21 protein-coding genes are annotated in these 24214 nt (G+C 66.7%); 12 read left to right on the top strand and 9 right to left on the bottom strand.

The features are described from left to right. The first annotated feature begins 75 nt into the window (after positions 1-75). The 7 genes from kdpB (at position 76) to dapA (ending at position 8670) form a co-directional block, all read left to right on the top strand. Positions 76-2235, top strand: a complete 2160-nt coding sequence (gene kdpB, locus C2U31_RS11355) for a potassium-transporting ATPase subunit KdpB (RefSeq protein WP_103272880.1) — start codon at positions 76-78, stop codon at positions 2233-2235. Positions 2236-2260: 25 nt separating this feature from the next. Further along, the gene (gene kdpC, locus C2U31_RS11350) at positions 2261-2872 is read left to right on the top strand and encodes a potassium-transporting ATPase subunit KdpC (RefSeq protein WP_103272879.1); all 612 of its coding nucleotides are present in this window, start codon (positions 2261-2263) and stop codon (positions 2870-2872) included. 57 nt (positions 2873-2929) lie between these two features. After that, positions 2930-5716, top strand: coding sequence for a sensor histidine kinase KdpD (locus C2U31_RS11345; protein ID WP_103272878.1), 2787 nt, complete (start codon positions 2930-2932; stop codon positions 5714-5716). Positions 5717-5728: 12 nt separating this feature from the next. Then, a complete protein-coding gene (gene kdpE, locus C2U31_RS11340; RefSeq protein ID WP_103272877.1) occupies positions 5729-6421 on the top strand; it encodes a two-component system response regulator KdpE in 693 nt (230 codons plus the stop codon). Between the two features lie 113 nt (positions 6422-6534). Next, positions 6535-7296: a TorF family putative porin gene (locus C2U31_RS11335; RefSeq protein ID WP_103272876.1), complete on the top strand. Its 762-nt coding sequence runs from the start codon at positions 6535-6537 to the stop codon at positions 7294-7296. A 147-nt stretch (positions 7297-7443) separates the two neighbouring features. After that, positions 7444-7767 (top strand): hypothetical protein, encoded by a 324-nt coding sequence (locus tag C2U31_RS11330; RefSeq protein ID WP_233772734.1) that lies wholly within the window; start codon positions 7444-7446, stop codon positions 7765-7767. A gap of 9 nt (positions 7768-7776) precedes the next feature. Next, positions 7777-8670, top strand: a complete 894-nt coding sequence (dapA, locus tag C2U31_RS11325) for a 4-hydroxy-tetrahydrodipicolinate synthase (protein WP_233772733.1) — start codon at positions 7777-7779, stop codon at positions 8668-8670. Here the strand turns inward: dapA and C2U31_RS11320 are convergent. The 4 genes from C2U31_RS11320 to icd form a co-directional block, all read right to left on the bottom strand. Next, positions 8648-10189: a methyl-accepting chemotaxis protein gene (locus tag C2U31_RS11320; RefSeq protein ID WP_103272874.1), complete on the bottom strand. Its 1542-nt coding sequence runs from the start codon at positions 10187-10189 to the stop codon at positions 8648-8650. The two genes, dapA and C2U31_RS11320, sit on opposite strands and share 23 nt — an antisense overlap. Positions 10190-10420: 231 nt before the next feature. Further along, the gene (locus C2U31_RS11315; RefSeq protein WP_103276338.1) at positions 10421-11692 is read right to left on the bottom strand and encodes an O-antigen ligase; all 1272 of its coding nucleotides are present in this window, start codon (positions 11690-11692) and stop codon (positions 10421-10423) included. A 106-nt stretch (positions 11693-11798) separates the two neighbouring features. Continuing rightward, positions 11799-12779, bottom strand: coding sequence for a glycosyltransferase family 9 protein (locus tag C2U31_RS11310; RefSeq protein ID WP_103272873.1), 981 nt, complete (start codon positions 12777-12779; stop codon positions 11799-11801). 542 nt (positions 12780-13321) lie between these two features. Further along, a complete protein-coding gene (gene icd, locus C2U31_RS11305; protein ID WP_103272872.1) occupies positions 13322-14578 on the bottom strand; it encodes an NADP-dependent isocitrate dehydrogenase in 1257 nt (418 codons plus the stop codon). 200 nt (positions 14579-14778) lie between these two features. Here icd and C2U31_RS11300 point away from each other — a divergent pair, with 200 nt between their 5' ends. Next, complete coding sequence (locus tag C2U31_RS11300) at positions 14779-15204, top strand: DUF1841 family protein (RefSeq protein ID WP_103272871.1); 426 nt, start codon at positions 14779-14781, stop codon at positions 15202-15204. 248 nt (positions 15205-15452) lie between these two features. Here C2U31_RS11300 and C2U31_RS11295 read toward each other — a convergent pair whose 3' ends face one another. Together C2U31_RS11295 and C2U31_RS11290 are read right to left on the bottom strand one after the other, a co-directional pair. Continuing rightward, positions 15453-15815 (bottom strand): c-type cytochrome, encoded by a 363-nt coding sequence (locus C2U31_RS11295; RefSeq protein ID WP_103272870.1) that lies wholly within the window; start codon positions 15813-15815, stop codon positions 15453-15455. 14 nt (positions 15816-15829) lie between these two features. Beyond that, positions 15830-16183, bottom strand: coding sequence for a cytochrome c (locus C2U31_RS11290; RefSeq protein WP_103272869.1), 354 nt, complete (start codon positions 16181-16183; stop codon positions 15830-15832). Positions 16184-16333: 150 nt separating this feature from the next. Between C2U31_RS11290 and C2U31_RS11285 the strand changes: the two genes are divergently transcribed. Both C2U31_RS11285 and C2U31_RS11280 read left to right on the top strand, forming a co-directional pair. Then, positions 16334-17203, top strand: coding sequence for a MoxR family ATPase (locus C2U31_RS11285; RefSeq protein ID WP_103276337.1), 870 nt, complete (start codon positions 16334-16336; stop codon positions 17201-17203). 19 nt (positions 17204-17222) lie between these two features. Continuing rightward, positions 17223-18395, top strand: coding sequence for a VWA domain-containing protein (locus C2U31_RS11280; protein ID WP_103272868.1), 1173 nt, complete (start codon positions 17223-17225; stop codon positions 18393-18395). Positions 18396-18430: 35 nt separating this feature from the next. On the opposite strand, the gene C2U31_RS11275 is transcribed toward C2U31_RS11280, so the two are convergent. The 3 genes from C2U31_RS11275 to C2U31_RS11265 form a co-directional block, all read right to left on the bottom strand. Further along, the gene (locus tag C2U31_RS11275) at positions 18431-18988 is read right to left on the bottom strand and encodes a GNAT family N-acetyltransferase (RefSeq protein ID WP_103276336.1); all 558 of its coding nucleotides are present in this window, start codon (positions 18986-18988) and stop codon (positions 18431-18433) included. Positions 18989-19095: 107 nt separating this feature from the next. Then, entirely contained in the window at positions 19096-19473 is a 378-nt protein-coding gene (locus C2U31_RS11270; protein ID WP_103272867.1) for a hypothetical protein, read from the bottom strand. Positions 19474-19724: 251 nt separating this feature from the next. Then, positions 19725-20327: a GNAT family N-acetyltransferase gene (locus tag C2U31_RS11265; RefSeq protein ID WP_103272866.1), complete on the bottom strand. Its 603-nt coding sequence runs from the start codon at positions 20325-20327 to the stop codon at positions 19725-19727. Positions 20328-20421: 94 nt separating this feature from the next. Between C2U31_RS11265 and C2U31_RS11260 the strand changes: the two genes are divergently transcribed. Both C2U31_RS11260 and C2U31_RS11255 read left to right on the top strand, forming a co-directional pair. After that, positions 20422-23178: a pitrilysin family protein gene (locus C2U31_RS11260; protein WP_103272865.1), complete on the top strand. Its 2757-nt coding sequence runs from the start codon at positions 20422-20424 to the stop codon at positions 23176-23178. A gap of 386 nt (positions 23179-23564) precedes the next feature. Continuing rightward, on the top strand, positions 23565-23960 hold the full coding sequence (locus C2U31_RS11255; protein ID WP_103272864.1) for a DUF4148 domain-containing protein: 396 nt from the start codon (positions 23565-23567) through the stop codon (positions 23958-23960). Positions 23961-24214 lie beyond the last annotated feature (254 nt).

Genomic DNA, 24214 nt, shown 5'->3' with positions numbered 1-24214 from the left:
GCGGCGAGCTTCTCCATGCTGCGGATGGCTCGCCAGCGCCGCAGACAACTTGAACACCAACGGCTAGGAATGAAAATGGCCAAGATTGAAACTTCTACGACCGGCGCCGGAGGCGGCGCCGCCCGCGCCGCGTCCAGCGGCGTCCATGAACGCCAGTTCGGCATGTGGTCGAGCGCGCTGGTCGGCCCGGCGCTGCTGGACAGCCTGCGCAAGCTCTCGCCGGCCGCGCAGATGAAGAACCCCGTCATGTTCGTGGTCTACGCCGGCAGCATCCTCACCACGATCCTGTGGATCATGGCGCTGCGCGGCCAGGCCGAGGCCCCGGCGGGCTTCATCCTGGCGATCACGGTATGGCTCTGGTTCACCGTGCTGTTCGCCAACTTCGCCGAAGCCCTGGCCGAAGGCCGCGGCAAGCAGCAGGCGGCCACCTTGCGCGGCCTGCGCACCACCATCGACGCGCGCCTGCTCAAGGGATTCAAGGACGCCGACGCCAACCGCGCCACGCCCGACGCATGGCGCGGCCAGGCCGTCAGCCAGCCCTCCGGGCTGCTGCGCCGCGGCGACGTGGTGCTGGTCGAGGCCGGCGAAACCATCCCCGGCGATGGCCAGGTGATCGCCGGCGTGGCGTCCGTCGACGAAAGCGCCATCACCGGCGAATCCGCGCCCGTGATCCGCGAATCCGGCGGCGACTTCTCGTCCGTCACCGGCGGCACGCGGGTGCTGTCGGACTGGATCTTCGTACGCATCGCGGCCGATCCCGGCGAGAGCTTCCTGGACCGCATGATCTCCATGGTCGAAGGCGCCAAGCGCCAGAAGACGCCCAACGAACTGGCGCTGACCATCCTGCTGGTGGGCCTGACGGTGGTGTTCCTGCTGGTGGTGGTCACGCTGATGCCGTTCTCGATCTACGCGGTCTCGACCGCCGGCGGCGGCACGACGGTGACCGTGACGGTGCTGGTGGCGCTGCTGGTGTGCCTGATCCCGACCACCATCGGCGGCCTGCTCTCGGCCATCGGCGTGGCCGGCATGAGCCGCATGATGGGCGCCAATGTCATCGCCACCTCCGGCCGCGCGGTGGAAGCCGCCGGCGACGTGGACGTGCTGCTGCTGGACAAGACCGGCACCATCACCTTCGGCAACCGCCAGGCCTCCACCTTCCTGCCGGCGCCCGGCGTCTCGTCGCGCGAGCTGGCCGACGCCGCCCGCCTGGCCTCGCTGGCCGACGAAACGCCCGAGGGACGCAGCATCGTGGCGCTGGCCGACAAGACCATTCACGCGCCCGCGCCGCAGCTGGCCGCCGCCGAATTCGTGCCCTTCACCGCCCAGTCCCGCATGAGCGGCGTAAACGTCGGCGAACGCATGATCCGCAAAGGCGCGGTCGACGCCGTGGCCGCCTGGATCCAGGCGCAGGAAGCGTCCGTGCCCGACACGGTGCTGCGCCTGGCCGAGGATGTGGCGCGGCGCGGCAGCACGCCCCTGCTGGTCAGCGACGGCAACCGCGCGCTGGGCGTGGTCGAGCTCAAGGACATCGTCAAGCCCGGCATCCAGTCGCGCTTCGCCGAGCTGCGCCGCATGGGCATCAAGACCGTGATGATCACCGGCGACAACAAGCTCACAGCCGCCTCCATCGCGGCCGAGGCCGGCGTGGACGACTTCCTGGCCGAAGCCACGCCGGAAGCCAAGCTCAAGCTGATCCGCGCCTACCAGGGCGAAGGCCGGCTGGTGGCCATGACCGGCGACGGCACCAACGACGCGCCGGCGCTGGCTCAGGCCGACGTGGCCGTGGCCATGAACTCGGGCACGCAGGCCGCCAAGGAAGCCGGCAACATGGTGGACCTGGACTCCAATCCCACCAAGCTGATCGAAATCGTCGAGATCGGCAAGCAGATGCTGATGACGCGCGGCGCGCTGACCACCTTCAGCGTGGCCAACGACGTGGCCAAGTACTTCGCCATCATCCCGGCCGCCTTCGCCACCGTCTATCCGCAGCTGAATGTGCTGAACATCATGGCGCTGGCCACGCCGGCCTCGGCCATCCTGTCGGCCGTGATCTTCAACGCGTTGATCATCGTCGTGCTGATCCCGCTGGCCCTGAAAGGCGTGCGCTACCGGCCGCTGGGCGCCGCGGTGCTGCTGCGCCGCAACCTGCTGATCTATGGCCTGGGGGGCCTGCTGGTTCCCTTCGTCGGCATCAAGCTGGTCGACATGGTCCTGGCCGCGCTGGGCTGGGTCTGATCCGCGACACTAGGAGAATTTCATTATGAAGCAAGCCATCCATGCCCTGCCGCGCCAAGGCGGCATCCTGCGCCCGGCCCTGGTCGTGTTCGTCGCGCTGTCGCTGGTGACCGGCCTGGCCTATCCCTTCCTGACCAACGGCATCGCCGCCGCTGTCTTTCCGCACGAGGCCGCCGGCTCGCTGATCCGCGACGGCGACAAGGTGGTGGGATCGGAGCTGATCGGCCAGTCCTTCAGCTCGCCGCAGTATTTCTGGAGCCGGCCGTCGGCCACCGCGCCAATGCCGTACAACGCGGCCAACTCGGGCGGCTCGAACCTGGGTCCGCGCAACCCCGCGCTGGCCGAGGCGATCCAGGCCCGCATCGCCCTGCTCAAGGCCGCCGATCCGGAGAATCCGCTGCCTGTCCCGGTGGATCTGGTCACCGCCTCGGGCAGCGGTCTGGACCCGCACATCAGTCCGGCGGCGGCGGTTTACCAGGCCGCCCGCGTGGCGCGCGCGCGCAACCTGCCTCGCACCGAGGTCGATGCGCTGATCGCGGCGAACACCGAAAAGCCCTGGATCGGCCTGCTGGGCGACCCCGCGGTCAACGTGCTCAAGCTCAACCTGGCGCTGGACAAGCTGGCGCCCCGGCGCTGACGGCCATGCGCCTGGGTATAGTATTGCCAGCCCTGTTCTCCTTGAAGCCCCGCGCCCATGGCCGATACCGCTGACGAGCGTCCCGATCCGGACGCGCTCCTGAAAACGCTGGACGACGCCGCGCGCCAGGCTGTGCGCGGCAAGCTGCGCGTCTATTTCGGCGCATCGGCCGGCGTGGGCAAGACCTATGCCATGCTGGTCGCGGCGCGCGCCCAAGCGGCGCAGGGCGTGGACGTGCTGGCCGGCATCGTCGAAACCCACGGCCGCCGCGAGACCGCCGCCCTGCTGGACGGCATCCCGACGCTGCCGCTCAAGGACGTGGCCTATCGCGGCCATGTGCTCAAGGAGTTCGACCTGGACGGCGCGCTGACGCGCCATCCGGCGCTGGCGCTGGTGGACGAGCTGGCGCACTCGAACGCGCCCGGCTCGCGCCATGCCAAGCGCTGGCAGGACATCGAGGAAATGCTGGCCGCCGGCATCGATGTCTGGACCACGCTGAACGTGCAGCATCTGGACAGCCTGAACGAGGCGGTCGGCAGCATCACCGGCGTGCGGGTCTGGGAAACGGTGCCCGACGAGGTCTTCGACGGCGCCGACGAAGTCATCCTGGTGGACCTGTCGGCCGACGAGCTGCTGCGCCGATTGAAGGAAGGCAAGGTCTACCTGCCCGAGCAGGCGCGTCACGCCACCCGCAACTTCTTCCGCAAGGGCAACCTGATCGCGCTGCGCGAACTGGCGCTGCGCCGCACCGCCGACCACGTGGACGACGACGTGCAGGCCTATCGCCGCGACCGCGCGATCGAGCCGGTCTGGCGCACGCGCGAGGCCGTGGTCGCCTGCATCGGCGCCGACGAGGACGCCGAGTACGTCATCCGCAGCGCCCACCGCCTGAGCCAGCAGCTGGAATGCGATCTGCACGTGGTGACGGTCGACACGGCGCGCGCCGCGCCCGCGCCGCAAAGCGCCCAGGAGCGGCTGCAGCGCGCGATGGCGCTTGCCGACACGCTGGGCGCGCGCGCCGAGACGCTGGCCGGCGGCGACATGGTCGAAGCCATGGTCCGCTACGTGCGCCGCCACAACATCACCAAGGCCGTCGTCGGCCGCACCCGCGCCAGCGGCCTGCTGCGGTTGCGGCTGTCGGCGTCCGCCCTGCTCAACGCAGCCCTGTCGCCGGGCTGGCTGTGGCGCCGCCACAGCTTCGCCGACATGCTGGCCGCCGGCTGCCCGGAGATCGACGTGATCCGGCTGGGCGCGCCGCCGCTGCCCGCCAGCGCGGCGCCGGGACGCGATCCGCTGACCCTGGGCCAGCGCGCGCGCCAGGCGGCGGACGAACGCGGCGGCCGCCCCCTGGCCGGCTATGCCTGGGCGCTGTGCTACTGCGCCATCGCCACGGCGCTGTCGGCGCTGGCCTTTCCGGCGCTGCACCAGACCAATATCGTCATGCTGTTCCTGCTGGCGGTGGTGGCGGTGGCCGTCAGGCACGGCCGCGGGCCGGCGGCGCTGGCCTCGGTGGTCAGCGTGGGTCTGTTCGATTTTTTCTTCGTGCAGCCGCTGGCGTCCTTCGCGGTGTCGGACGTGCAGTACCTGCTGACCTTCGGCGTGCTGCTGGCGGTGGGCCTGTTGATCGGCCAACTCACCGCCGGGCTGCGCCTGCAGGCCCAGGTCTCGGTCAAGCGCGAGGCCGACGCCCGCAGCCTGTATGAATTCGCGCGCGAGCTGTCGTCGGCCCTGCTGCCCGAGCAGATCGTGGCCTCGGCCGGCCTGTTTGTCCACGCCACGTTCGGCTCGCGCTGCGCGCTGTACATCCTGGGATTGGACGACCGGCTCAAGCTGGCCTCGCCCGCCGCCGACGACATGCCACCGCTGGAGTCGGCGCTGGCGCAATGGGTCTATGACCATGGCCAGCCCGCCGGCGCCGGCACCGCCACCCTGTCCAACAGCGAGCTGCTCTACCTGCCGCTGAAGGCCCCCATGCGCACCCGCGGCGTCCTGGCGCTGGCCGCGCCGCGCCGCAGCCTGTTCTCCAATCCAGAGTCGCGGCGGCAGATCGAGGCCTACGCCACGCTGATCGCCATCGCGCTCGAGCGCCTGCATTATGTCGAGGTGGCGCAACAGGCGCTGGTCAGCATGGAATCCGAGAAGCTGCGCAACTCGCTGCTGGCCGCCGTGTCGCACGACCTGCGCACGCCGTTGACCAGCCTGGTCGGCATGACCGATACCCTGGCGCGCCAGCAGGCGGCGCTGCCGGCCGATGTGCAGGACACCATCCGCGCAATGCGCGACCAGGCCCAGCGCATGCATGCGCTGGTGGCCAACCTGCTGGACATGGCCCGGCTGCAAAGCGGCGACACGCCGCTGCGGCTGGAATGGCAGTCGGTAGAGGAACTGGTGGGCGCGGCGCTGGCGGCCATGCGCGAACCACTGGCCGCGCACCAGGTGACGGTGTCCAGCCTGTCCCAGCTGCCGCTGGTGGAATGCGACGGCGTGCTGATCGAGCGCGTGCTCTGCAACCTGCTGGAAAACGCGGCCAAGTACACGCCGGCTGGCAGCGCCATCCAGCTGGGCGCGACCGTGCAGGACAAGGAACTGCGCATCTCGGTCTGCGACAATGGCCCCGGCGTGGCCGCCGGCGCCGAACGCCGGATCTTCCAGAAATTCACTCGCGGCGAACGCGAATCCGCCACGCCGGGCGTGGGCCTGGGCCTGGCGGTGTGCGAAGCCATCGTCACCGCCCACCATGGCCGCATCTGGGTCGAGCACGCGCCGGGCCGGCCCAGCGGCGCGCAATTCGTCTTCACGCTGCCGCTGGGCGAACCGCCCGCCATCCAACCCGAAACTCCCTGAGTCCCGCCACGCATGTTCGACTACCAGCCCACCGTGCTCATCATCGAGGACGACGACTACATCCGGCGCTTCGTGCGCCAGGCCCTGGAAAGCGAGGGCTGCACGGTCCATGAGGCCGACACCGTCAAGCGCGGCCTGATCGAGGCCGGCACCCGCCAACCCGACGCCATTGTGCTGGACCTGGGCCTGCCCGACGAGGACGGCATGACGCTGATCCGCGAACTGCGCGGCTGGACCGAGGTGCCGGTGCTGGTGCTGTCGGCGCGCAGCGCCGAGGCCGACAAGGTGGCGGCGCTGGACGCCGGCGCGGATGACTACCTGACCAAGCCCTTCGGCGTCAGCGAGCTGCTGGCGCGGCTGCGCGTGCTGCTGCGGCGGCACGCCCGGGGCGGCGCGGGCAACGCGTCGGAGATCAGCTTCGGCGACGTGCGCGTGGATTTCGCCAAGCGCGTGGTCGAGCGCAACGGCCAGCATGTGCACCTGACGGCGATGGAGTATCGCCTGCTGGCCGCCCTGCTGGCGCATCGCGGCAAGGTCATGACGCACCGCGAACTGCTGCGCGAGGTCTGGGGCCCCTCGCATGTGGAGAGCAACCACTACCTGCGCATCTATATGGGGCACCTGCGCCAGAAGCTGGAAGCCGATCCCGCCCAGCCCGCGTACCTGCTCACCGAGATCGGCGTCGGCTACCGCTTCGCCGGCTGACCCTCGCCGGACTCGGCATTGACGGCGCGTTTACGCGCGCGGCGCCACTCTTGTCTCGGCGTTTATGCGGCTTCTCCTATCGTTGCGATCCGTTCAACGCATGGAGCATTCCGATGTCCCGCAACACCCTGGCCGCCCTGGCGCTGATCGCGCTGGCCGCGCCGTCGCATGCCGAGCAGGCGCCCGCCCCGCAATCCACGCAATCCGATTTCACGTTGAGCGCCAACGTGACGCTGGCCAGCCAGTACCGCTATCGCGGCCTGATGCAGACCAACAACAAGCCCGCGATCCAGGGCGGCTTCGACCTGGCGCATTCCAGCGGCCTGTACCTGGGCAACTGGAACTCCAGCATCAGCTGGCTGGGCGACAGCAACAGCGCCGTCTCCGCGCCCGTGGAAATGGACTTCTACGGCGGCTATAAGGGTGAACTGGCGCCCAGCGTGCCTTTCGATCTGGGCGTGATGCAGTACTACTATCCCGGCGACTACCCGTCCGGCTACACCAGTCCCGACACCACCGAGCTGTATGCCGGCCTGGGCTACGGCCCGGTGATGTTCAAGTACTCCATCGCCATGACCAATCTGTTCGGCGCCGTCGACAGCAAGTACAGCCAGTACTTCGACCTGTCCGGCAACTTCGACACCGGCGTCTGGGGCCTGACCGTCAATGCGCACGTGGGCCGGCAGACGGTGCGCAACGTGGACAAAGGTTCCTACACGGACTGGAAGCTGGGCCTGACCAAGGACTTCGGCCAGGGCTTTGCCGTGTCGCTGGCCTATCTGGACACCAACGCCGACCGTGGCGCCTACACCAACAGCAAGGGCCGCTACATGGGCCGCGCCACCGGGCTGCTGTCGTTGACCAAGACGTTCTGAGCCCGCCGGGCGTTGACGCGGTTTTTACGCGCCGCGCCCGCATTTATCGGCAGGATTTACGACGCGCTTCCTATAGTGGAAGCGTCGTCAACCACCCCAAGCCGGTACCCCGGAAACACGTTTTCCGGCCTCGCCCGGCCCCACGCCATGATTCCTCGACAAGCCAGCGCCGCCTCCCCAGCCTACAATCCCGCGTCACGGATTCCGCCGCGCCACGCGCCGGCGGACGTGTCGCTGACCATCCGGATCGACAGCCTGGACGCGCTGAACCTGCGGCTGGCGCTGCATCGGGCGCTGGGCGCGCGCATCGGCGTCTACGTGCTGGCGGTCGATCACCAGCATGGCCAGACCGCCGTCCAGTTGCAGTGCGCTCGCGACCAGGTCGACGCCATCATGCATGCGGTCATGTCCGGCCTGCCGCGCGCCGAATTCGGCCCGGTGCTGCTGGCCGGTTCCGCGCGGAGGCACTGAGCCATGGACATGCCCGCCCGCCCCGTCTTCGAAGGCATCTGGCTGCCCATGGTCACGCCCATGCGCGCCGGACACGTGGATTGCGAGGCCGCCCAGGCGCTGGCCCGCTACTATCGCAACGCCGGCATCGCCGGCCTGGTCCTGTTCGGCTCCACCGGCGAAGGCAACCTGCTGAGCCTGCCGGAGAAGATCGACATGATCGAAGCCATCCGCACCGATCCGCACGCGCTGCCGCTGGTGTTCGGCGCCGGCGGCGTGGACACGCGCGGCGTGGCGGCGGCCATCCGCCGCCTGGACAAGCTGAGCCCGGCCGGCTACCTGGTGCCGCCGCCGTACTACCTGTGCCCGTCGCAACAAGGCATCCTGTGGCACTACCGCCAGATCGCCTGGGCCACCGAACGCCCCGTCATCCTGTACAACATCCCCAAGCGCGCGGGCGTTGCGATGACGGTTGAGACCATGGAAACGCTGGCCGCGCTGCCGCAATTCGGCTCGGTCAAGGAATGCAATCCCTCACTGTTGTCCGCGCTCAACGCGCGCGGCAGGATGGACGTCCTGTGCGGCGAGGACATGGCCTTCCTGGATCACTTCCAGATGGGAGGTCGCGGCGCCATTCCCGCCGCGGCGCACCTGTATCCCGAGCGCTACGTCGAGGTCATGCAGCTGGCCCGCGACGGCCACGCCGAAGCAGCGCGCGAGCTGTTCGAACCGCTGCGCGGCTTGATCCGGCTGTTGTTCGCCGAACCCAATCCGGCGCCGATCAAGCGCGCGCTGGCCTTGCAAGGTTTGATCACGGACGAGCTGCGCCCGCCCATGACCAGCGCCAGCCGCGAACTTAGCGCGCGGCTGCAGCGCGCCATGAGCGTGGTCCAGTGCTCGCCTAGTAGGCTGCAGACAGCTTGAACACCGACACGGCGCGGGCCAGGTCGTCGGCCTGGTCGTGCAGCGTGGCGGCCGACGCGGCGAACTCCTCCACCAGCGAGGCGTTCTGCTGCGTCACGCTGTCCAGGTGCGTGACGGCCTGATTGATCTGCTCGATGCCCACGCTCTGCTCGGCCGAGGCCGTGGCGATCTCGCCCATCAGCGGCGCGCTGTTGCGGGCCGATTCCAGCACGCTGCCCATGGTGGCGCTGGCCTGTTCCACGCGCTGGCTGCCGCGCTCCACCGAATCGGAGGACGCCTCGATCAGGCCCTTGATTTCCTTGGCCGCGGTGGCCGAGCGCTGCGCCAGCGCCCGCACTTCGCCCGCCACCACGGCGAAGCCCCTGCCCTGTTCGCCCGCGCGCGCCGCCTCGACCGCGGCGTTGAGCGCCAGGATGTTGGTCTGGAACGCGATCTCGTCGATCAGGCGGATGATCTCGTCGATGCGCTGCGAGCTTTGCGAAATCTCGCGCATGGCGTCGATGGCGTGCTGGGTTTCCTCGCTGCCCTGACGCGCCAGCTGCGCCGACTGGCCCGCCAGCGCGCTCACTTCGCGCACATGGTCGGCGCTCTGCTTGGCGGTGGCCGTGATCTGCTCCACGCTGGCCGCCGTCTGCTCCAGCGCAGCCGCCTGCTTCTCGGTGCGGTCATGCAGGTCCATGCTGCCGGCGGCGATCTGACGCGAAGCGGCGGCGATCGAGCCCGTGGAATGCACGATGCTGCGCACGGCCACATCGAGGCGTTCCTGCATCAGCGCCATGGCGTCGAACAGCCGGCCGATCTCGCCCCGGTGATGACGCGACACGATGCTGGACAGATCGCCCTGCGCCACTCGCTCGCACACGACCACCGCCTCGTCCAGCGGACGGATGATGTGCGTCCGGAAAAAGCGCAATGCCGCCAGCAGCACCACCGCCAGCAAGCCCAGCGTCACGCCGCCCTGGCGCCACAGCGTGGCGCGGAATGCCGCGTCCACGTCATCGACGTACAGCCCGGTGAACAGCAGCCAGCCCCATTCGGGTTCATAGACCGCATAGCTGATCTTGTGCAGGGCTTCGTCCGATCCCGGGCGCGGAAACAGGTAATCGACATAGCCGCCGCCAGCCTTGCCCTGCGCATACAGGTCCTCGAAGATCGGTCTGCCCTCGGCGTCGCGCGTATCCCGCACATTGGTGCCGACCAGCTTGGAATCCGGATGCACCAGCAGTGAATAATCGTCGCGGAACGCGCCCACGTAGCCGTCGGCGCCATAGCGCAGCTGCGCCAGGCGCTGGGCGACATTGCGCTGCGCCTGCTCCAGCGTGAGCCCCTCCCTCACGCCCCGCTTGCCGTTCTGCACGATGCTGGACGCCAGGTCCAGCACGTGCCGCAGCTCGGTCTTGCGCTGCGCCACCATCTCGGCCCGCCGCTCCCAGGCGTCCCAGACGCCCAGGGCCAGCACGGCCGCGCCGATGGCGAATACGAACCACAGCAATTCCCTACGCAAACTGGAATTTTTCATAGAACCTCTCTTTCTATGCCCACCCTGCGCATGCAAGCAATAGCGGCAGAATGTGACGGTTTATATGTTGCGTTTCATCAGAATACGGGGATGAGCCAGGGTTTTCACCAGGAAGAGACCGGGCGATTGACGCAGGTCAATGCCACCTGGGTTTTGGTCGCGGACGAAAAAAAACGCAAGGATCAGACCTTGCGTTTTTTGACCGGAGCAGCGCGAAAAGCGCCACGGATTTCAGGCGCTGGCGGACGAGGCCTGGGAGCGGTTCCTGCGAACCGTGGTCAGCGCGTACAGCAGCACGACCGTCACCGCGTAGATCGGCACGCTGCGCATGTTGCGGAACATCATTTCGGACAGGCTGAAGACGCTGTAGCCCAGGCAAAACAGCAGGCCGAGCTGGGCGCCTACCCGCACCACCACGTCATCGCTGCGCATGCGGCGCATGAACACCGCCGCGGGGACAAAATAGAGGGCGAAGATGCTCAGGATGCCGAGCAGGCCGTAGCCCGCCAACGCGCCCAGATAATCATTATGCGGCTCGCCAAAGTCCGTGGAGACCAGCTTGGTCACAGTCCCCTGCTCCGCCATCTTGACCAGCTCGGGCCGGAAGTTGGGCACGCCCACGCCGACCAGCGGGCTTTGCTTGAACATCAGCCAGGACGCGTGCCAGAGCTGCATGCGTATGCCGACGGAGGTATCGCGTTCCTTGTTCTCGGTGAAGAGGCTCACGTCCGATGCCGCTTCAGTCCAGCGCGTGCCCTTGGCATGCCATGCCGCCACCGCTCCCAGGGCCAGGACCGCGGCAATGCAGGCCACGAAAATCGCCTTCTTGCGTACCGTCCAGCCACGTTTGGCCAGTAGAAACACCACACCGCACACCGGCAGCAAGCCCCAGCTGCTGCGGGTCTGGGACACCCAGACGGCAGCCAGCGTCAGCGGCAGGGCGAAGATCTTCAACGCCGCCTCAAACCTGGCCCAGCGCGTCAACGTCCAGGGCAGGGTCACGATCGACATCACGCCGAACAACAGGGTCAGGTCGGCGAAGGCAACGGCGTTGTAGCGCCCGCCGTAGTCCGATACAAATCCCCGTCCCAGGCCCGGGTGCAGCAGGATGACGAAAAGCATGATCGAGCCGGCATACGCGCCAAACAGCACACTCCATTGCACATGCTGCAGCCAGTGGCGCGGCGCCCGCAACAACATCCAGCACACGGGTACAGCCAGCGCGAACCTGAGCAGTTTTTCGATCTCGGATGCGCTCCATACACCCAGCCATATACTGCTGATCAACATCGCAGTGAAAGGCGCGAACAGCGCCACCGCCATCGGCATCAACTCCCTGAAATCGAACAGTTGCCGACGGGTGAAGGCATTCGACGCCAGAACGGCCAGTGAGATCAACGCGGTCAGATAAATGACTGCGGGACCGCCAACGGCGCTGGTCAGGGCCATCGCCGGTACAAGCATGACCAGCAAGGCAACACAACGGGAACTGATCATAGACATATCGATGGACTTGTCCACCAGGAGGTGGGCTGCAAATGGGAAAGAAGTAGGTGTGCGACGCCGTCGCTAAGCGGGCCACGCCGCGCTTCAGGCACGCAGACCGGGCTTATTCGAGATGGAATCTTTTCGAGGACGCCGCGGACCCCTCATACTCCCGGGCAAGGCGTCCAAAGGCAGCCATGACGCTGCCCGGCCACAACCAGTCACGCCAGAAACGATCGCGCCATCTGCCGCCAGGAATATATGCGGGATAGACGATATGCGACAAGGACCAGCCCGGTCGCCATGCCCTGGTTCGGGTGGGCCGCCCCGTGAGCGTCAGAGTCGGAACGCCCACGCTGGACGCCAGATGACCGACGCCCGATTCATTGCCGATGAACCAGCCGCATTCATGGATGAAGGCAGCGACATCGGCCAGCGACGGTGCTTGCTGGATCTGCAGGCCGGCTTCCGCTAGGCACGCCCATCGATCCCGCTCATGCGGCGCCAGGATATAGAACGGCTCATAGCCGTCGCGCTTCAAGCGCAGGCCCAATTCCACGAAATGCCTGGGCGCCCAGCAGCGCTCTATGCCGCTCGACGAAGGATGGACGGCGACCCGTCGCCGGTGCAGCCGATGTCGCCCGCCGACGGGAGGACACAGGCCGATGTCCGTCGTCGAAAGCGCCAAACCAAGCTGGTCGCGACAAAAATCGCTGATCTGATTGACCTTTACAAAGCCCTTCCCGGTGATCACGACATGGGCATCGTAGTAGAAGTACGAGCGCGCATGATCGTGCAAGGCATAGGGCCAACCCACATGCATCTGGGCGGCGCAGTCAAAACCGGCGAGCGCACCAGCCGCATCTGACTCCGACAACGAAGGACGGATGTCCACGCCGGGAAACCAGCTGCGTAAGGCATAGGCATAGTCGCCAAACACCGTCACGGCCCGGCCATGCTTGGCCAGGTTGCTGGCCATGGCCATCATCAGCAAGGTATCACCCAGCCGCGGCGCCATCAGCAACGCGACGCGCTCCGCCTCGCGCAAACTGCGCAGGCAGGATGATACGTCATAAGGCGGCATGTTCGGCGCGGGTTGTGCCATCGTTTCAGAGGTCGGCGGAATGCGCGGAAAACAACAGCACGATAGTGCTTAGTTCCGGTGAGGCGGGCATTATATTCCCCAAGTTTTAACAATTGAATACGATTAACTTCATTTTCATCGCATTAATAACAATTTTCAGCCCAAGCATTAACAAAAAACCCGCAGGCCAGCTCGACCTTGCGGGTTTTTACGTGAGGGTACGCGCCAACAGTATCACTCCCAGGCGCCGATGGAGCATCGGCTGGCAAATCGCGCCCCGGAAAATGAGTCTGAAAAGCTCGAACGCCTCGTGGCCAAGCGCCGTCTGGATTCCACTTTAGCGGATTTGCCCCCCTTGCGCATCAGCCAAACGCGGGGCCAGGAAAACCTCGCGGCCTCCAGGCAAACACGAACGTGATCCCAAGAAACACGCACGTCCGGCTCGCCCGTTGACAGTCAACCGCAGCACAATCGTATCGGCCCCCGGGCACGTGACCGCCGGACAACGAAAGCAGCAAGACGTCGTCCGCGGCGTTTCGCTGTCCAGCAATCGTTGGCCCATCCTACATATTGTCGATCATCACCTGCCCGAAGCCCGAGCAAGACACCTGGGTCGCGCCCTCCAGCAGGCGGGCGAAGTCGTAGGTGACCTTCTTGGACAGGATGGATTTCTCCATGCTGGCGATGATCAGGTCGGCGGCTTCGGTCCAGCCCATGTGACGCAGCATCATCTCGGCCGACAGGATTTCCGAACCCGGGTTCACGTAGTCCTTGCCCGCGTACTTGGGCGCGGTGCCGTGCGTGGCCTCGAACATGGCGACCGAGTCGGACAGGTTGGCGCCCGGCGCGATGCCGATGCCGCCCACCTGCGCCGCCAGCGCGTCGGAGACGTAGTCGCCGTTGAGGTTGAGCGTGGCGATCACGTCGTACTCGGCCGGGCGCAGCAGGATCTGCTGCAGGAAGGCGTCGGCGATCGAGTCCTTGACGATGATCTCGCGGCCCGTCTTCGGGTTCTTGAACTTGCACCACGGGCCGCCGTCGATCAGCTGCGCGCCGAATTCCTTCTGCGCCAGGGCGTAGCCCCAATCGCGGAAGCCGCCTTCGGTGAACTTCATGATGTTGCCCTTGTGCACCAGCGTGACCGAGGCGCGGTCATTGTCGATGGCGTACTGCAGGGCCTTGCGCACCAGCCGCTCGGTGCCTTCGCGCGACACCGGCTTGATGCCGATGGACGAGGTGGCCGGGAAGCGGATCTTCTTCACGCCGAGCTTGGTCTGCAGGAACTGGATCAGTTCCTTGGCCTGCTCGCTCTCGGCCATGTATTCGATGCCGGCATAGATGTCTTCCGAGTTTTCGCGGAAGATCACCATGTCGGTCTTTTCGGGTTCGCGCACCGGCGAGGGCACGCCCTTGAAGTAGCGCACCGGGCGCAGGCACACATACAGGTCCAGCTGCTGGCGCAGGGCCACGTTGAGCGAACGGATGCCGCCGCCCACCGGCGTGGTCAGCGGCCCCTTGATGGAGACCACGTAGTCCTTGACCACGTCCAGCGTTTCCTCGGGCAGCCAGACGTCGGGACCATAGACCTTGGTGGCCTTTTCGCCCGCATAGACTTCCATCCAGTGGATCTTGCGCTTGCCGCCGTAGGCCTTCTGCACGGCGGCGTCGACGACCTTGATCATCACCGGCGTGATGTCGGCGCCAGTGCCATCGCCTTCGATGAAAGGCACGATGGGCTGCTCAGGCACATTCAGCGAGAAATCGGCATTGACCGTGATCTTCTGGCCGCCGGCGGGAACCTTGATATGTTGATAGGACATGAATGCTCCATTTGCTCCGGGTGATTATTCTGCGCGCGCGCCGCGACGCCCGTCGTGCTTCCCGGCCGGGCGCGGCGGCCCGCTGGACGCACGAGGCAAGCGGATGGCAACCCATTCTATATCGCAATGGCCCGCCCGGCGGGGCCCGCCCGGCCGCGAGCGCTAAAATGTGGACATCTATCGCCAATTCACTTTTGCAGATGTTCAACCCATCACGCGACCAAGTCCGCGAATTCTTCATCGAAACCTGGCGCAAGCACCGCGCGTCCGAGGTGCTGACGCCGCTCGAGATCATGGCCCTGGACTGGATCATCGAACACCCCGAATACCATGGCGACCTGGAAAGCCCGGAAGCCATGACGGCCGAATACGCGGTGGAAAAGGGGCGCACCAACCCGTTCCTGCACCTGTCGATGCACCTGGCCATCGCCGAGCAGCTGTCCATCGACCACCCGCCCGGCATCCGCCGCGCCTATCAGAAGCTGGTCTCGCGCAGCGACGCCCACCACGCCGCCCACGAAATCATGGAATGCCTGGGCCAGGTGGTCTGGGAAGCGCAACGGCTGGGCAAGCCGCTGGACAGCGACAGCTACGTGGAACTGATCCGCCAGCGCGCCGAACGCTGAAGCCCGGCGCAAACAGCCAACGCAACGGGCGTTGCAATCCGACGCCTGCTCACACCCCACGAACGGGGTCCGATGCCCCAACATGGCAAGGCCGCCCTCTCAAGGCAACGCAAGACCAATCGTGTAGCCACAGCACAGCGCCCCCGCAAAACGCAGACGCCCCAAGAGCGCGATGCCACGGATCCGGCTCCGCCGGTCCGTAGGCATGCCCCCTAGAGGGGGAAGCGCGCAGCGCTTCGGGGGTGGACCTACTTCCGCACGCCCAGATCGCTGGGCTGGGACGAGAGCCAGGCGGCGACGTTGTTGATGTCCTGGTCGGAAAGCTGGGCGGCGAACGCGCCCATGATGGGATTCTTGCGCACGTTGGCCGTGGCCGCGCTGCCCGAGGCGCCGCGCTTGTAGGCCTTCAGCGCATGGACCAGGTAGTCGGCGTGCTGGCCAGCCAGCGTCGGATAGGCCGGATCCACCGCGCTCTTGGCGTCGGCGCCGTGGCAGGACGCGCAGTTGAACTTGTCGAACACGGCCTTGCCGGCCGCAAGGTCTTGCGCCTGGGCGGCGGCGCCCGCCATGGCCAGGGTTGCGCCCGCGAGGGCAAGCATGGTGCGATTCATGGTGTGGCCCCCTCTTATTTGAGATTCGAGTAGTAAGCGGCGAGGTCGGCGATGTCCTGGTCGGACAGGCTGCCGGCGACGGCGTCCATCGTGGGATGGCTGCGCGCGCCTTTCTTGTACTCGTTGAGGGCCGTTTCGATGTACTTGGCGTTCTGGCCAGCAATCTTGGGTACGTGGTACAGCTCGGGGAACGTCGCCTTGTAGCCTTCAATGCCATGGCAACCGATGCACATGGAGACTTTATCGCGGGCGTTCTGGATATTGCCGACCGGGGCTGCGTCGGCAGCGACTGCCTGACCGGCGATCGCACAGGATGCCATCGCGGCCAACACGGAAACCGTGCACTTCAGAGAGGTTCGCAACTTCATTGGAATGACTCTTCTTGATATGGCTAGGGACAGGGCAAACACTTCGCGGGGCGAACCCGGCTGCAAAACTGCCCGATTGTACGATAATTGCCATGAATGAATACCTTTGAAAGCGTATTGATCCCCGTCAATCCCATCCGGCAAAACCCCATGTCCGCAGCTCAATCCGCAACGCCCGCGCGCTTCGAGGGCACCGATACCTACGTCGCCACCGACGATCTCAAGCTGGCGGTCAACGCCGCGCTGACCCTGCAGCGCCCGCTGCTGATCAAGGGCGAGCCCGGCACCGGCAAGACCATGCTGGCCGAGGAAGTGGCCCGCGCGCTGGGCCGGCCGCTGCTGCAATGGCACGTGAAGTCCACCACCAAGGCGCACCAGGGCCTGTATGAGTACGACGCGGTGTCGCGCCTGCGCGACTCGCAGCTCGGCGACGAGAAGGTCCGCGACATCCGCAACTACATCGTGCAGGGCACGCTGTGGCAGGCCTTCGAAGCGCCGGAGCCCGTGGTGGTGCTGATCGACGAGATCGACAAGGCCGACATCGAATTCCCCAACGACCTGCTGCGCGAGCTGGACCGCATGGAATTCCATGTGTACGAAACGCGCCAGACCATCGCCGCGCGCCACCGCCCGCTGGTGATCATCACGTCGAACAACGAGAAGGACCTGCCTGACGCGTTCCTGCGCCGCTGCTTCTTCCATTACATCCGCTTCCCCGACCGCGAGACCATGCGCGAGATCGTGGCCGTGCATTTCCCCGAACTGAAGCAGGACGTGCTGCGCGCCGCGCTGGACAATTTCTTCGCGCTGCGCGAGGCGCCGGGCCTGAAGAAAAAGCCGTCGACGTCCGAGCTGCTGGACTGGCTGCGCCTGCTGCTGGCCGAAGACGCCACCGCCGCCGAGATCGACGCGCACGCCGCCGCGGCCGTACCGCTGATGGCCGGCGCGCTGCTCAAGAACGAGCAGGACATGCACCTGCTCGACCGCCTGGCCGCCATGACCCGCGGACAACGCCGCTAAGCCTTGCGCCGGCCCTGCCATGCTGATCGATTTCTTCTACCACCTGCGGGCGCACAAGCTGCCGGTCTCGGTCAACGAGTACCTGACGCTGGTGAACGCGCTGCGCCAGGACCTGATGCCGCCGACGCTGGACGATTTCTACTTCCTGGCGCGCGCCACGCTGGTGAAGGATGAATCGCTGTACGACCGCTACGACAAGGCCTTCGGCGCGTACTACAAGGGCATCGCGGCCGCGCTGCCCGAAGGCCGCGAAGTGCCGGCGGACTGGCTGATCAAACAGTTCGAAAAGAGCCTGACGCCAGAGGAAAAGGCCGCCATCCAGAAACACGGCTGGGACAAGCTGATGGAGCTGTTCAAGCAGCGGCTCGAAGAACAGAAGGAACGCCACGCCGGCGGCAACAAGTGGATCGGCACGGGCGGCACCTCGCCGTTCGGCAATGGCGGCTACCATCCCGAGGGCATCCGCGTGGGCGGCGACTCGGCCGGCAACCGCAGCGCGGTCAAAGTCTGGGACATGCGCCAGTTCCGCGACTACGACGACCAGGTCGAACTCGGCACCCGCAACTTCAAGGTGGCGCTGCGCCGGCTGCGGCGCTTCGCGCGCGAAGGCGCCGAGCTGGAGCTGGACCTGGACGACACCATCGCCAGCACCGCGCGCAACGCCGGCCACCTGGACCTGCGCATGGTGCCGGAACGCCACAACACTGTGAAGGTGCTGATGCTGCTGGACGTGGGCGGCAGCATGGACGACCACATCACACGCGTGGAGGAACTGTTTTCCGCCGCGCGCAGCGAGTTCCGCAACCTGGACGTCTACTACTTCCACAACTGCCCGTACGAAAGCCTGTGGCAGAGCAACCGGCGCCGCAACAACGAGCGCTTCGACACCTGGGACGTGCTGCGCAAGTACAACCCGGACTGGCGGCTCATCATCGTCGGCGACGCCACCATGAGCCCATACGAGATCCTGCAGCCGGGCGGCTCGGTCGAGCACTACAACGCCGAGCCCGGCGCGCTGTGGCTGCGGCGGCTGCTGGACGCCTGGCCCAAGTCGGTGTGGCTCAATCCGGAGCCGACCGCGTCCTGGCAATACCGCCAATCCATCGCGCTGCTGCGCGACATCATGCAGGACCGCATGTACCCCGTGACCGTCGCCGGCCTGGAACAGGCCATGCGCGTCCTGTCGAAGTAGTCCGCCCGCGCCGCGCGTCCGGGCGGGTCAACCCTTCAGCCGTCGACCGGGTTCGCGGGCGTATCCAGCGTCAACTGATAGAACGCCAGATCCAGCCAGCGGCCGAACTTGAAGCCCGCCTCGCGCAGCGTGCCCGCGTGCTTGAAGCCCAGCTTTTCGTGCAGGCGGATGCTCCCCTGGTTGGCCGCGTCGATGCCGCCGACCAGCACATGCACGTCGCGCTCGCGCGCGCGGGCGATCAGCGCGCGCATCAGCGCCTCGCCCAATCCCAGTCCGCGATGGCGGCCGTCCACATAGACCGAGTGCTCCACCGAATACTTGTACGCGGGCCAGGCGCGGAACGTGCCGTAGCTGGCGAAGCCCATCAGCTCGCCCGCCGCGTTCTCGAAGCCGATCACCGGAAATCCGCCCTTCTGCTTGGTCTGGAACCAGGTATCCATGGACTCGCGCGGCCGAGGCTTGTAGTCGTACAGCGCGGTGGACGTGGCGATGGCATCGTTGAAAATGGCGAGGATCTGGTCGGCATGGCGCTCGAGCGTGCAGTCGACCAGCGTGGCGCCCTCGGGCGCGGGGAATTCGGCGGACGGGTTCATGCGCTGATTGTAGCGATGGCCCACGCATCGCGACGCCAGCGCGGCGCGAAAAAAAAACCGGCGCGAGACGCCGGTTCAAGCAGATGCTGCCGCTTCTGGCCACTCTGTCAGGCGGCGCGGCTCTCCACTGATCCTCCCGCCGCGCCAGCGCAGCGCAGGCCCGGACAATTGCGCCAGGCCAGTTCGTCCGCGTCCATGTCCAGGTCGAACAGGTCGTTGGCGGCGGGCCAGGGATGCCGGCGCGCGGCCGATCCCTCCATTTCCAGCACATGGCCGGCGAATCCCCTGGGCGAGCCGCCGCATTCGGCGAAGTAGCGGCGCGCGCTCAGGTCGACCACGTAGGTCGTCATGTCATGGGTGAGTATGGCTACGAATTGGCCGTCGTCGCTGGCATAGGCGTATTGAAACTGTCCTTTGATCAGCTCGCCGCTCATGGGCCGGCCGGTCAGTTGGGACAAGGCACGCGTGACGATCTCGGTCAGCATGGGTCGTTCCTCCGAAAGATGCGCCGGCAGGATGCCGGCGGCGAAGGCGCGAACACAAGCACCGGCGCCGCGATGAACCAGCGGCGTCTGGCGTTGGACGGGAAACCTGCTAAGCGGCTGTCGCGCACCCCGTCTGCAACAGGTGATACGGTGCGGACAGCTTACACCCGTGACCGGGCGGTCTTCAAATCCACGGCTCCGCGCCTGCTTGTTGCGTCGCAACACGGCATGACCGCGTGCCGCGCGGGCCGTTATGCGGCCGCGACCGGCGTGCAGCGGTCCCCATCACCATCGCGACCGGACGCCGCGCGCCAGTCCTGCTGACGCAGCCGATACAGCACATGCAGGCTGAGCGTATGGTCCTCGGGCAAGGCGGGATGCCGGAACGGGACGGGATCCTCGCGCATGCCCAGCTTCGCCATCACCGCGCGCGAGCGCCGGTTTTCCGCCACCGTGAACGCGACGATCTCGGGCGCGCGCAACTGCTCGAAGCCCACCCTCAGCGCGGCCCGCGCGGCCTCGGCCGCATAGCCACGCCCCCAGTATGGGCGCGCCAGCCGCCAGGCGATCTCGATGCCAGGCGCGAAAGGCAGTGCGGACGACAGCGGCCGGATGCCGACGAAACCAATAAACGGCGCCACGCCTGGCGCTTCGACCGCCCAGACGCCCCAGCCATGCTCATCGATTTCGGCCGCCAGCCGGTCCGCCAGCGCATCGCTCTGCGCGGCGTCCAGTGGCACCAGGAATTCAGTGACTTGCGGATCGGCGTTCAGCTCGGCGAAAGGCCGGCGGTCGGCGGCGCGCCATTGCCGCAGCAGCAGACGCGGCGTTTCGATTTCCAAAGACAGGGACATGCGGGATTCCTTGGGTGCGCGGCCCGGAACAGCCTGAACCTATCACACCGTATACACTCCAACGGATTCTGCCATGACCAAGGAATGATTCGCCATGCGCCTGTCCCTGTCGAAGCTGCCGCGCCCATTGGGCACGCTGCTGTTCACCTCCTTCCTGGCCTTCCAGGCCGGCGCCGCCAGCCTGCCGGCAGGCGTCACGGAGGCCGCCTCGATCGAAGGCATCACCGAGTACCGCCTCGGCAACGGCCTGCGGGTGCTGCTGGTGCCGGACGAGTCCAAGCCGTCCACCACGGTCAACATGACCTACCTGGTCGGCTCGCGCAACGAGAACTACGGCCAGACCGGCATGGCCCACCTGCTGGAGCACATGCTGTTCAAGGGCACGTCCACCACGCGCAACGCGATGGGTGAATTCTCGCGCCGCGGCCTGCAGGCCAACGGCTCGACCTCTGGCGACCGCACCAACTACTTCGCCAGCTTCGCCGCCAACCCCGAGACGCTCAAGTGGTACCTGGGCTGGCAGGCTGACGCCATGGTCAATTCGCTGATCGCCAAGGAAGACCTGGACTCGGAAATGACCGTGGTCCGCAACGAAATGGAAAGCGGCGAGAACAGCCCGTCCCGCATCCTGATGCAGAAGATGCAGGCGGCCGCGTTCCAGTGGCACAGCTACGGCAAGAACACCATCGGCGCGCGCTCCGACGTGGAAAACGTCGACATCGGCCAGCTGCGCGCCTTCTATCATCAGTACTACCAGCCCGACAACGCCGTGCTGATCGTGGCCGGCAAGTTCGACCCGCAGGCCACGCTCGCCGACATCGAGGAAACGCTGGGCAAGCTGCCCAAGCCCGAACGCGCGCTACCGCGCGAGTACACGGTGGAACCGGTGCAGGACGGCGAACGCTCGGTGACGCTGCGCCGCGCGGGCGGCACGCCGCTGGTCGCTGCCATGTATCACATCCCCGCCGCCGGCAGCGCCGACTTCGTGCCGCTGGACCTGGCCGCCACCATCCTGGCCGATACGCCTTCCGGCCGCCTGTACCACGCGCTGGTGCCCACCAAGATGGCCTCGGGCGTGTTCGGCTTCACCATGGAGCAGCTCGATCCCGGCCTGGCCATGTTCGGCGCGCAGCTGTCGCCGGGCAAGAGCGTGGACGCGGCGCTCAAGACGCTGACCGGCACGCTCGAAACGCTGGACAAGAAGCCCTTCACCGCGCAGGAACTGGAACGCGCGCGCAGCAAGTGGCTGACCTCGTGGGAGCAGGTGTACAGCGATCCCGAGCAGGTCGGCGTGGCGCTGTCCGAAGCCATCGCCGCCGGCGATTGGCGCCTGTTCTTCCTGCAGCGCGACCGCGCCCGCAAGGCCACGCTGGGCGACGTGCAGAAGGCGGCCACGTCCTACCTGGTGCAGAGCAACCGCATCGAGGGCCGCTACCTGCCCACCGAAAAACCGCAGCGCGCGCCGCAGGCGCAGCGCGTGGACCTGAGCGAGGTGTTCAAGGACTACAAGGGCGACCCGGACTTCAAGAGCGCGTCGGCCTTCGACCCCTCGCCCGCCAACATCGACAAGCTGACGCTGCGCAAGAAGCTGGACCTGCCCAACGGCCCCGTGCAGCTGGCGCTGTTGCCCAAGGCCACGCGCGGCAACCGCGTGCAGGCACAGATGCAGATCCAGTTCGGCACCGCGCAGGACCTGCGCGGCCAGCGCGTCAATGCCGCCGCCGTGGCTGACCAGCTCAACCGCGGCACGGCCAAGCTCTCGCGCCAGGACATCCAGGATCGCCTGGACAAGCTGCAGGCCGAGCTGGGCTTCTCGGGCTCGGGCACCACGCTGCGCATCGCCATGTCCACCAAGGGCGAGAACCTGCCCGAGCTGACCACGCTGGCGCTGGACATCGTCCGCAACGCCAACTTCCCGAAGGACCAGTTGGAGGAGTACCAGCGCCAGCTCGAAACCTCGATCCGCAACGCCATGACCGAGCCCTCGGCGCTGGCCTCGCGCGCCCTGGCCCGCCAGGACAATCCGTGGCCCGCCGATGACCTGCGTTACGTGCCGACCTTCGACGAAGCGCTGGCCAGCGCCCGCGGCCTGAACCGCGACGCCCTGGCGAAGTTCCACGCCAGGTTTTACGGCGCCGGCAACATCGAGTACTCGGCCGTGGGCGACTTCCAGCCCGAGGCCATCGAGAAGGCCATCAAGGCCGGCCTGGCCGGCTGGAAACGCGCGCCCGCCTATGAGCGCGTGGCAAATCCGTACCGCGAGATCGCCGCGCAGCGCTTCGATATCGAGACGCCCGACAAGGCCAACGCCTTCTACCTGTCGCGCATGCCGCTGAAGCTGCAGGACAGCGACGCCGACTATGCGGCGCTGTACCTGGCCAACTACCTGTTCGGCGCCTCGGAAACCTCGCGCCTGTGGAACCGCGTGCGCGAAACCGAAGGGCTGTCCTACAACGTGCGCAGCTCGCTGTCGGTGTCGGCATTCGAGCCGAACGCCTCGTGGAGCATCTACGCCATCTATGCGCCGCAGAACCGCGAGCGCCTGGAAAAGGCCGTGGGCGAGGAACTGGCCCGTGTGCTGAAGGACGGCTTCTCGGACAAGGAGATCTCCGACGGCATCACCGCCCTGCTGAACTACCGCAACCTCGCCCGCGCGCAGGATGACGTGGTGGCCGGCGTGTGGCTGGACTACCTGGAGCGCGGACGCACCTTCGCCTGGTCGGCCGACATGGACAAGAAGATCTCCGCGCTGACGCCCGACGTGGTGAACGCGGCCATGCGCAAGTATCTGCGCCCGGACGCCTTCAGCACCGCCGTCGCCGGCGACTTCAAGAAAAAAGCGGCGCCCTGACGCCCAACAGGGGCGGCCTCGCCCGCCCCGCTGCTGCCCATCCAGCCCCTGCCTCGGCAGGGGCTTTTCTTTTGGCGCGCCGTCATGATGCGCCGCCCTGCCTGCCCGCACGGAGCTGCGCATGCCGCTACCCCACGCAGGTGCCTCCGCCCCCAGCCGGATCTCCCACGGCCGGCCAAGCCGCCCCGAAGGCATTCTCCCTTCCACCTGTGGGGCAATTCATAAGAAAGAAATTTATTACTCGGTTATTTGGAAAGATGTTTTCAACGAATGCGGGTTTATCCCAGGTGGGATAACGCGGAGAATTCAGTCATCGGGAACACATGACGAACCACGACGGAGACCCGCCGGATTCGCACCCTAAATCCAAGACACGGAGGTCTACCATGAAAACCCTGACTACCACCCTGCTGATTTCGCTGGCCCTGGTCGGCGCCGGCGCCCAAGCCGCCGATCTGTCGCAAGCCAAGAGCAGCGCCCAGGTCGCCACCGAACTGCAACAAGCCAAGGCCAGCGGCCAGTACACGTTCGGCGAGCTGGACTATCCGCCCGCCCTGCCCCAGGCAACCAGCCTGAGCTCGCAGCAAGTGAGCGATGAGCTGCAACAAGCCAAGATCAACGGCCAATACACCTTTGGCGAACTGCAATACCCGCCCGTCGCCGCCGCCCCCGCGGCCAAGGCCGCGAAGTCGCGCGCCGACGTGGAGGCCGAACTGGCGCAGGCCAAGGCCAGCGGCCAGTACACCTTCGGCGAGCTGGAATACCCGCCGATCGTGCGCTGAACCGGCCATCCGGTGAGCTGCTTGCTGTAGCCCGGCCGGCCTCGGACGGCATCATGGTCCGGGGCCGGTTTTTTCAGCTACGACAAGCGGATGCAGTGCAGCCGCGGCAGAGATGCCGCGGTTTTTTTTGCCCGTCGAAATAGGCCGCCAAGGCCGCGCGCCCTGCGGGCGCTAGCTGCCCCCAAAGGGGGCATTTCATCTTGGAGGCGGCCCTGCGATGAAAAATCCCCGCAAGGCATGACGCCCTTGCGGGG

Source organism: Achromobacter sp. AONIH1 (assembly GCF_002902905.1).
Taxonomy (GTDB): domain Bacteria; phylum Pseudomonadota; class Gammaproteobacteria; order Burkholderiales; family Burkholderiaceae_B; genus Achromobacter.
The sequence above is the reverse complement of the archived record's forward strand: the minus strand, read 5'-3'. Positions and strand labels throughout refer to the sequence as shown.

Coding starts and splice junctions, on each gene's coding strand:
- kdpB (WP_103272880.1), top strand. CDS start 76: ATGGCCAAGATTGAAACTTCTACGACCGGCGCCGGAGGCGGCGCCGCC.
- kdpC (WP_103272879.1), top strand. CDS start 2,261: ATGAAGCAAGCCATCCATGCCCTGCCGCGCCAAGGCGGCATCCTGCGC.
- C2U31_RS11345 (WP_103272878.1), top strand. CDS start 2,930: ATGGCCGATACCGCTGACGAGCGTCCCGATCCGGACGCGCTCCTGAAA.
- kdpE (WP_103272877.1), top strand. CDS start 5,729: ATGTTCGACTACCAGCCCACCGTGCTCATCATCGAGGACGACGACTAC.
- C2U31_RS11335 (WP_103272876.1), top strand. CDS start 6,535: ATGTCCCGCAACACCCTGGCCGCCCTGGCGCTGATCGCGCTGGCCGCG.
- C2U31_RS11330 (WP_233772734.1), top strand. CDS start 7,444: ATGATTCCTCGACAAGCCAGCGCCGCCTCCCCAGCCTACAATCCCGCG.
- dapA (WP_233772733.1), top strand. CDS start 7,777: ATGCCCGCCCGCCCCGTCTTCGAAGGCATCTGGCTGCCCATGGTCACG.
- C2U31_RS11320 (WP_103272874.1), bottom strand. CDS start 10,189: ATGAAAAATTCCAGTTTGCGTAGGGAATTGCTGTGGTTCGTATTCGCC.
- C2U31_RS11315 (WP_103276338.1), bottom strand. CDS start 11,692: ATGTCTATGATCAGTTCCCGTTGTGTTGCCTTGCTGGTCATGCTTGTA.
- C2U31_RS11310 (WP_103272873.1), bottom strand. CDS start 12,779: ATGGCACAACCCGCGCCGAACATGCCGCCTTATGACGTATCATCCTGC.
- icd (WP_103272872.1), bottom strand. CDS start 14,578: ATGTCCTATCAACATATCAAGGTTCCCGCCGGCGGCCAGAAGATCACG.
- C2U31_RS11300 (WP_103272871.1), top strand. CDS start 14,779: ATGTTCAACCCATCACGCGACCAAGTCCGCGAATTCTTCATCGAAACC.
- C2U31_RS11295 (WP_103272870.1), bottom strand. CDS start 15,815: ATGAATCGCACCATGCTTGCCCTCGCGGGCGCAACCCTGGCCATGGCG.
- C2U31_RS11290 (WP_103272869.1), bottom strand. CDS start 16,183: ATGAAGTTGCGAACCTCTCTGAAGTGCACGGTTTCCGTGTTGGCCGCG.
- C2U31_RS11285 (WP_103276337.1), top strand. CDS start 16,334: ATGTCCGCAGCTCAATCCGCAACGCCCGCGCGCTTCGAGGGCACCGAT.
- C2U31_RS11280 (WP_103272868.1), top strand. CDS start 17,223: ATGCTGATCGATTTCTTCTACCACCTGCGGGCGCACAAGCTGCCGGTC.
- C2U31_RS11275 (WP_103276336.1), bottom strand. CDS start 18,988: ATGAACCCGTCCGCCGAATTCCCCGCGCCCGAGGGCGCCACGCTGGTC.
- C2U31_RS11270 (WP_103272867.1), bottom strand. CDS start 19,473: ATGCTGACCGAGATCGTCACGCGTGCCTTGTCCCAACTGACCGGCCGG.
- C2U31_RS11265 (WP_103272866.1), bottom strand. CDS start 20,327: ATGTCCCTGTCTTTGGAAATCGAAACGCCGCGTCTGCTGCTGCGGCAA.
- C2U31_RS11260 (WP_103272865.1), top strand. CDS start 20,422: ATGCGCCTGTCCCTGTCGAAGCTGCCGCGCCCATTGGGCACGCTGCTG.
- C2U31_RS11255 (WP_103272864.1), top strand. CDS start 23,565: ATGAAAACCCTGACTACCACCCTGCTGATTTCGCTGGCCCTGGTCGGC.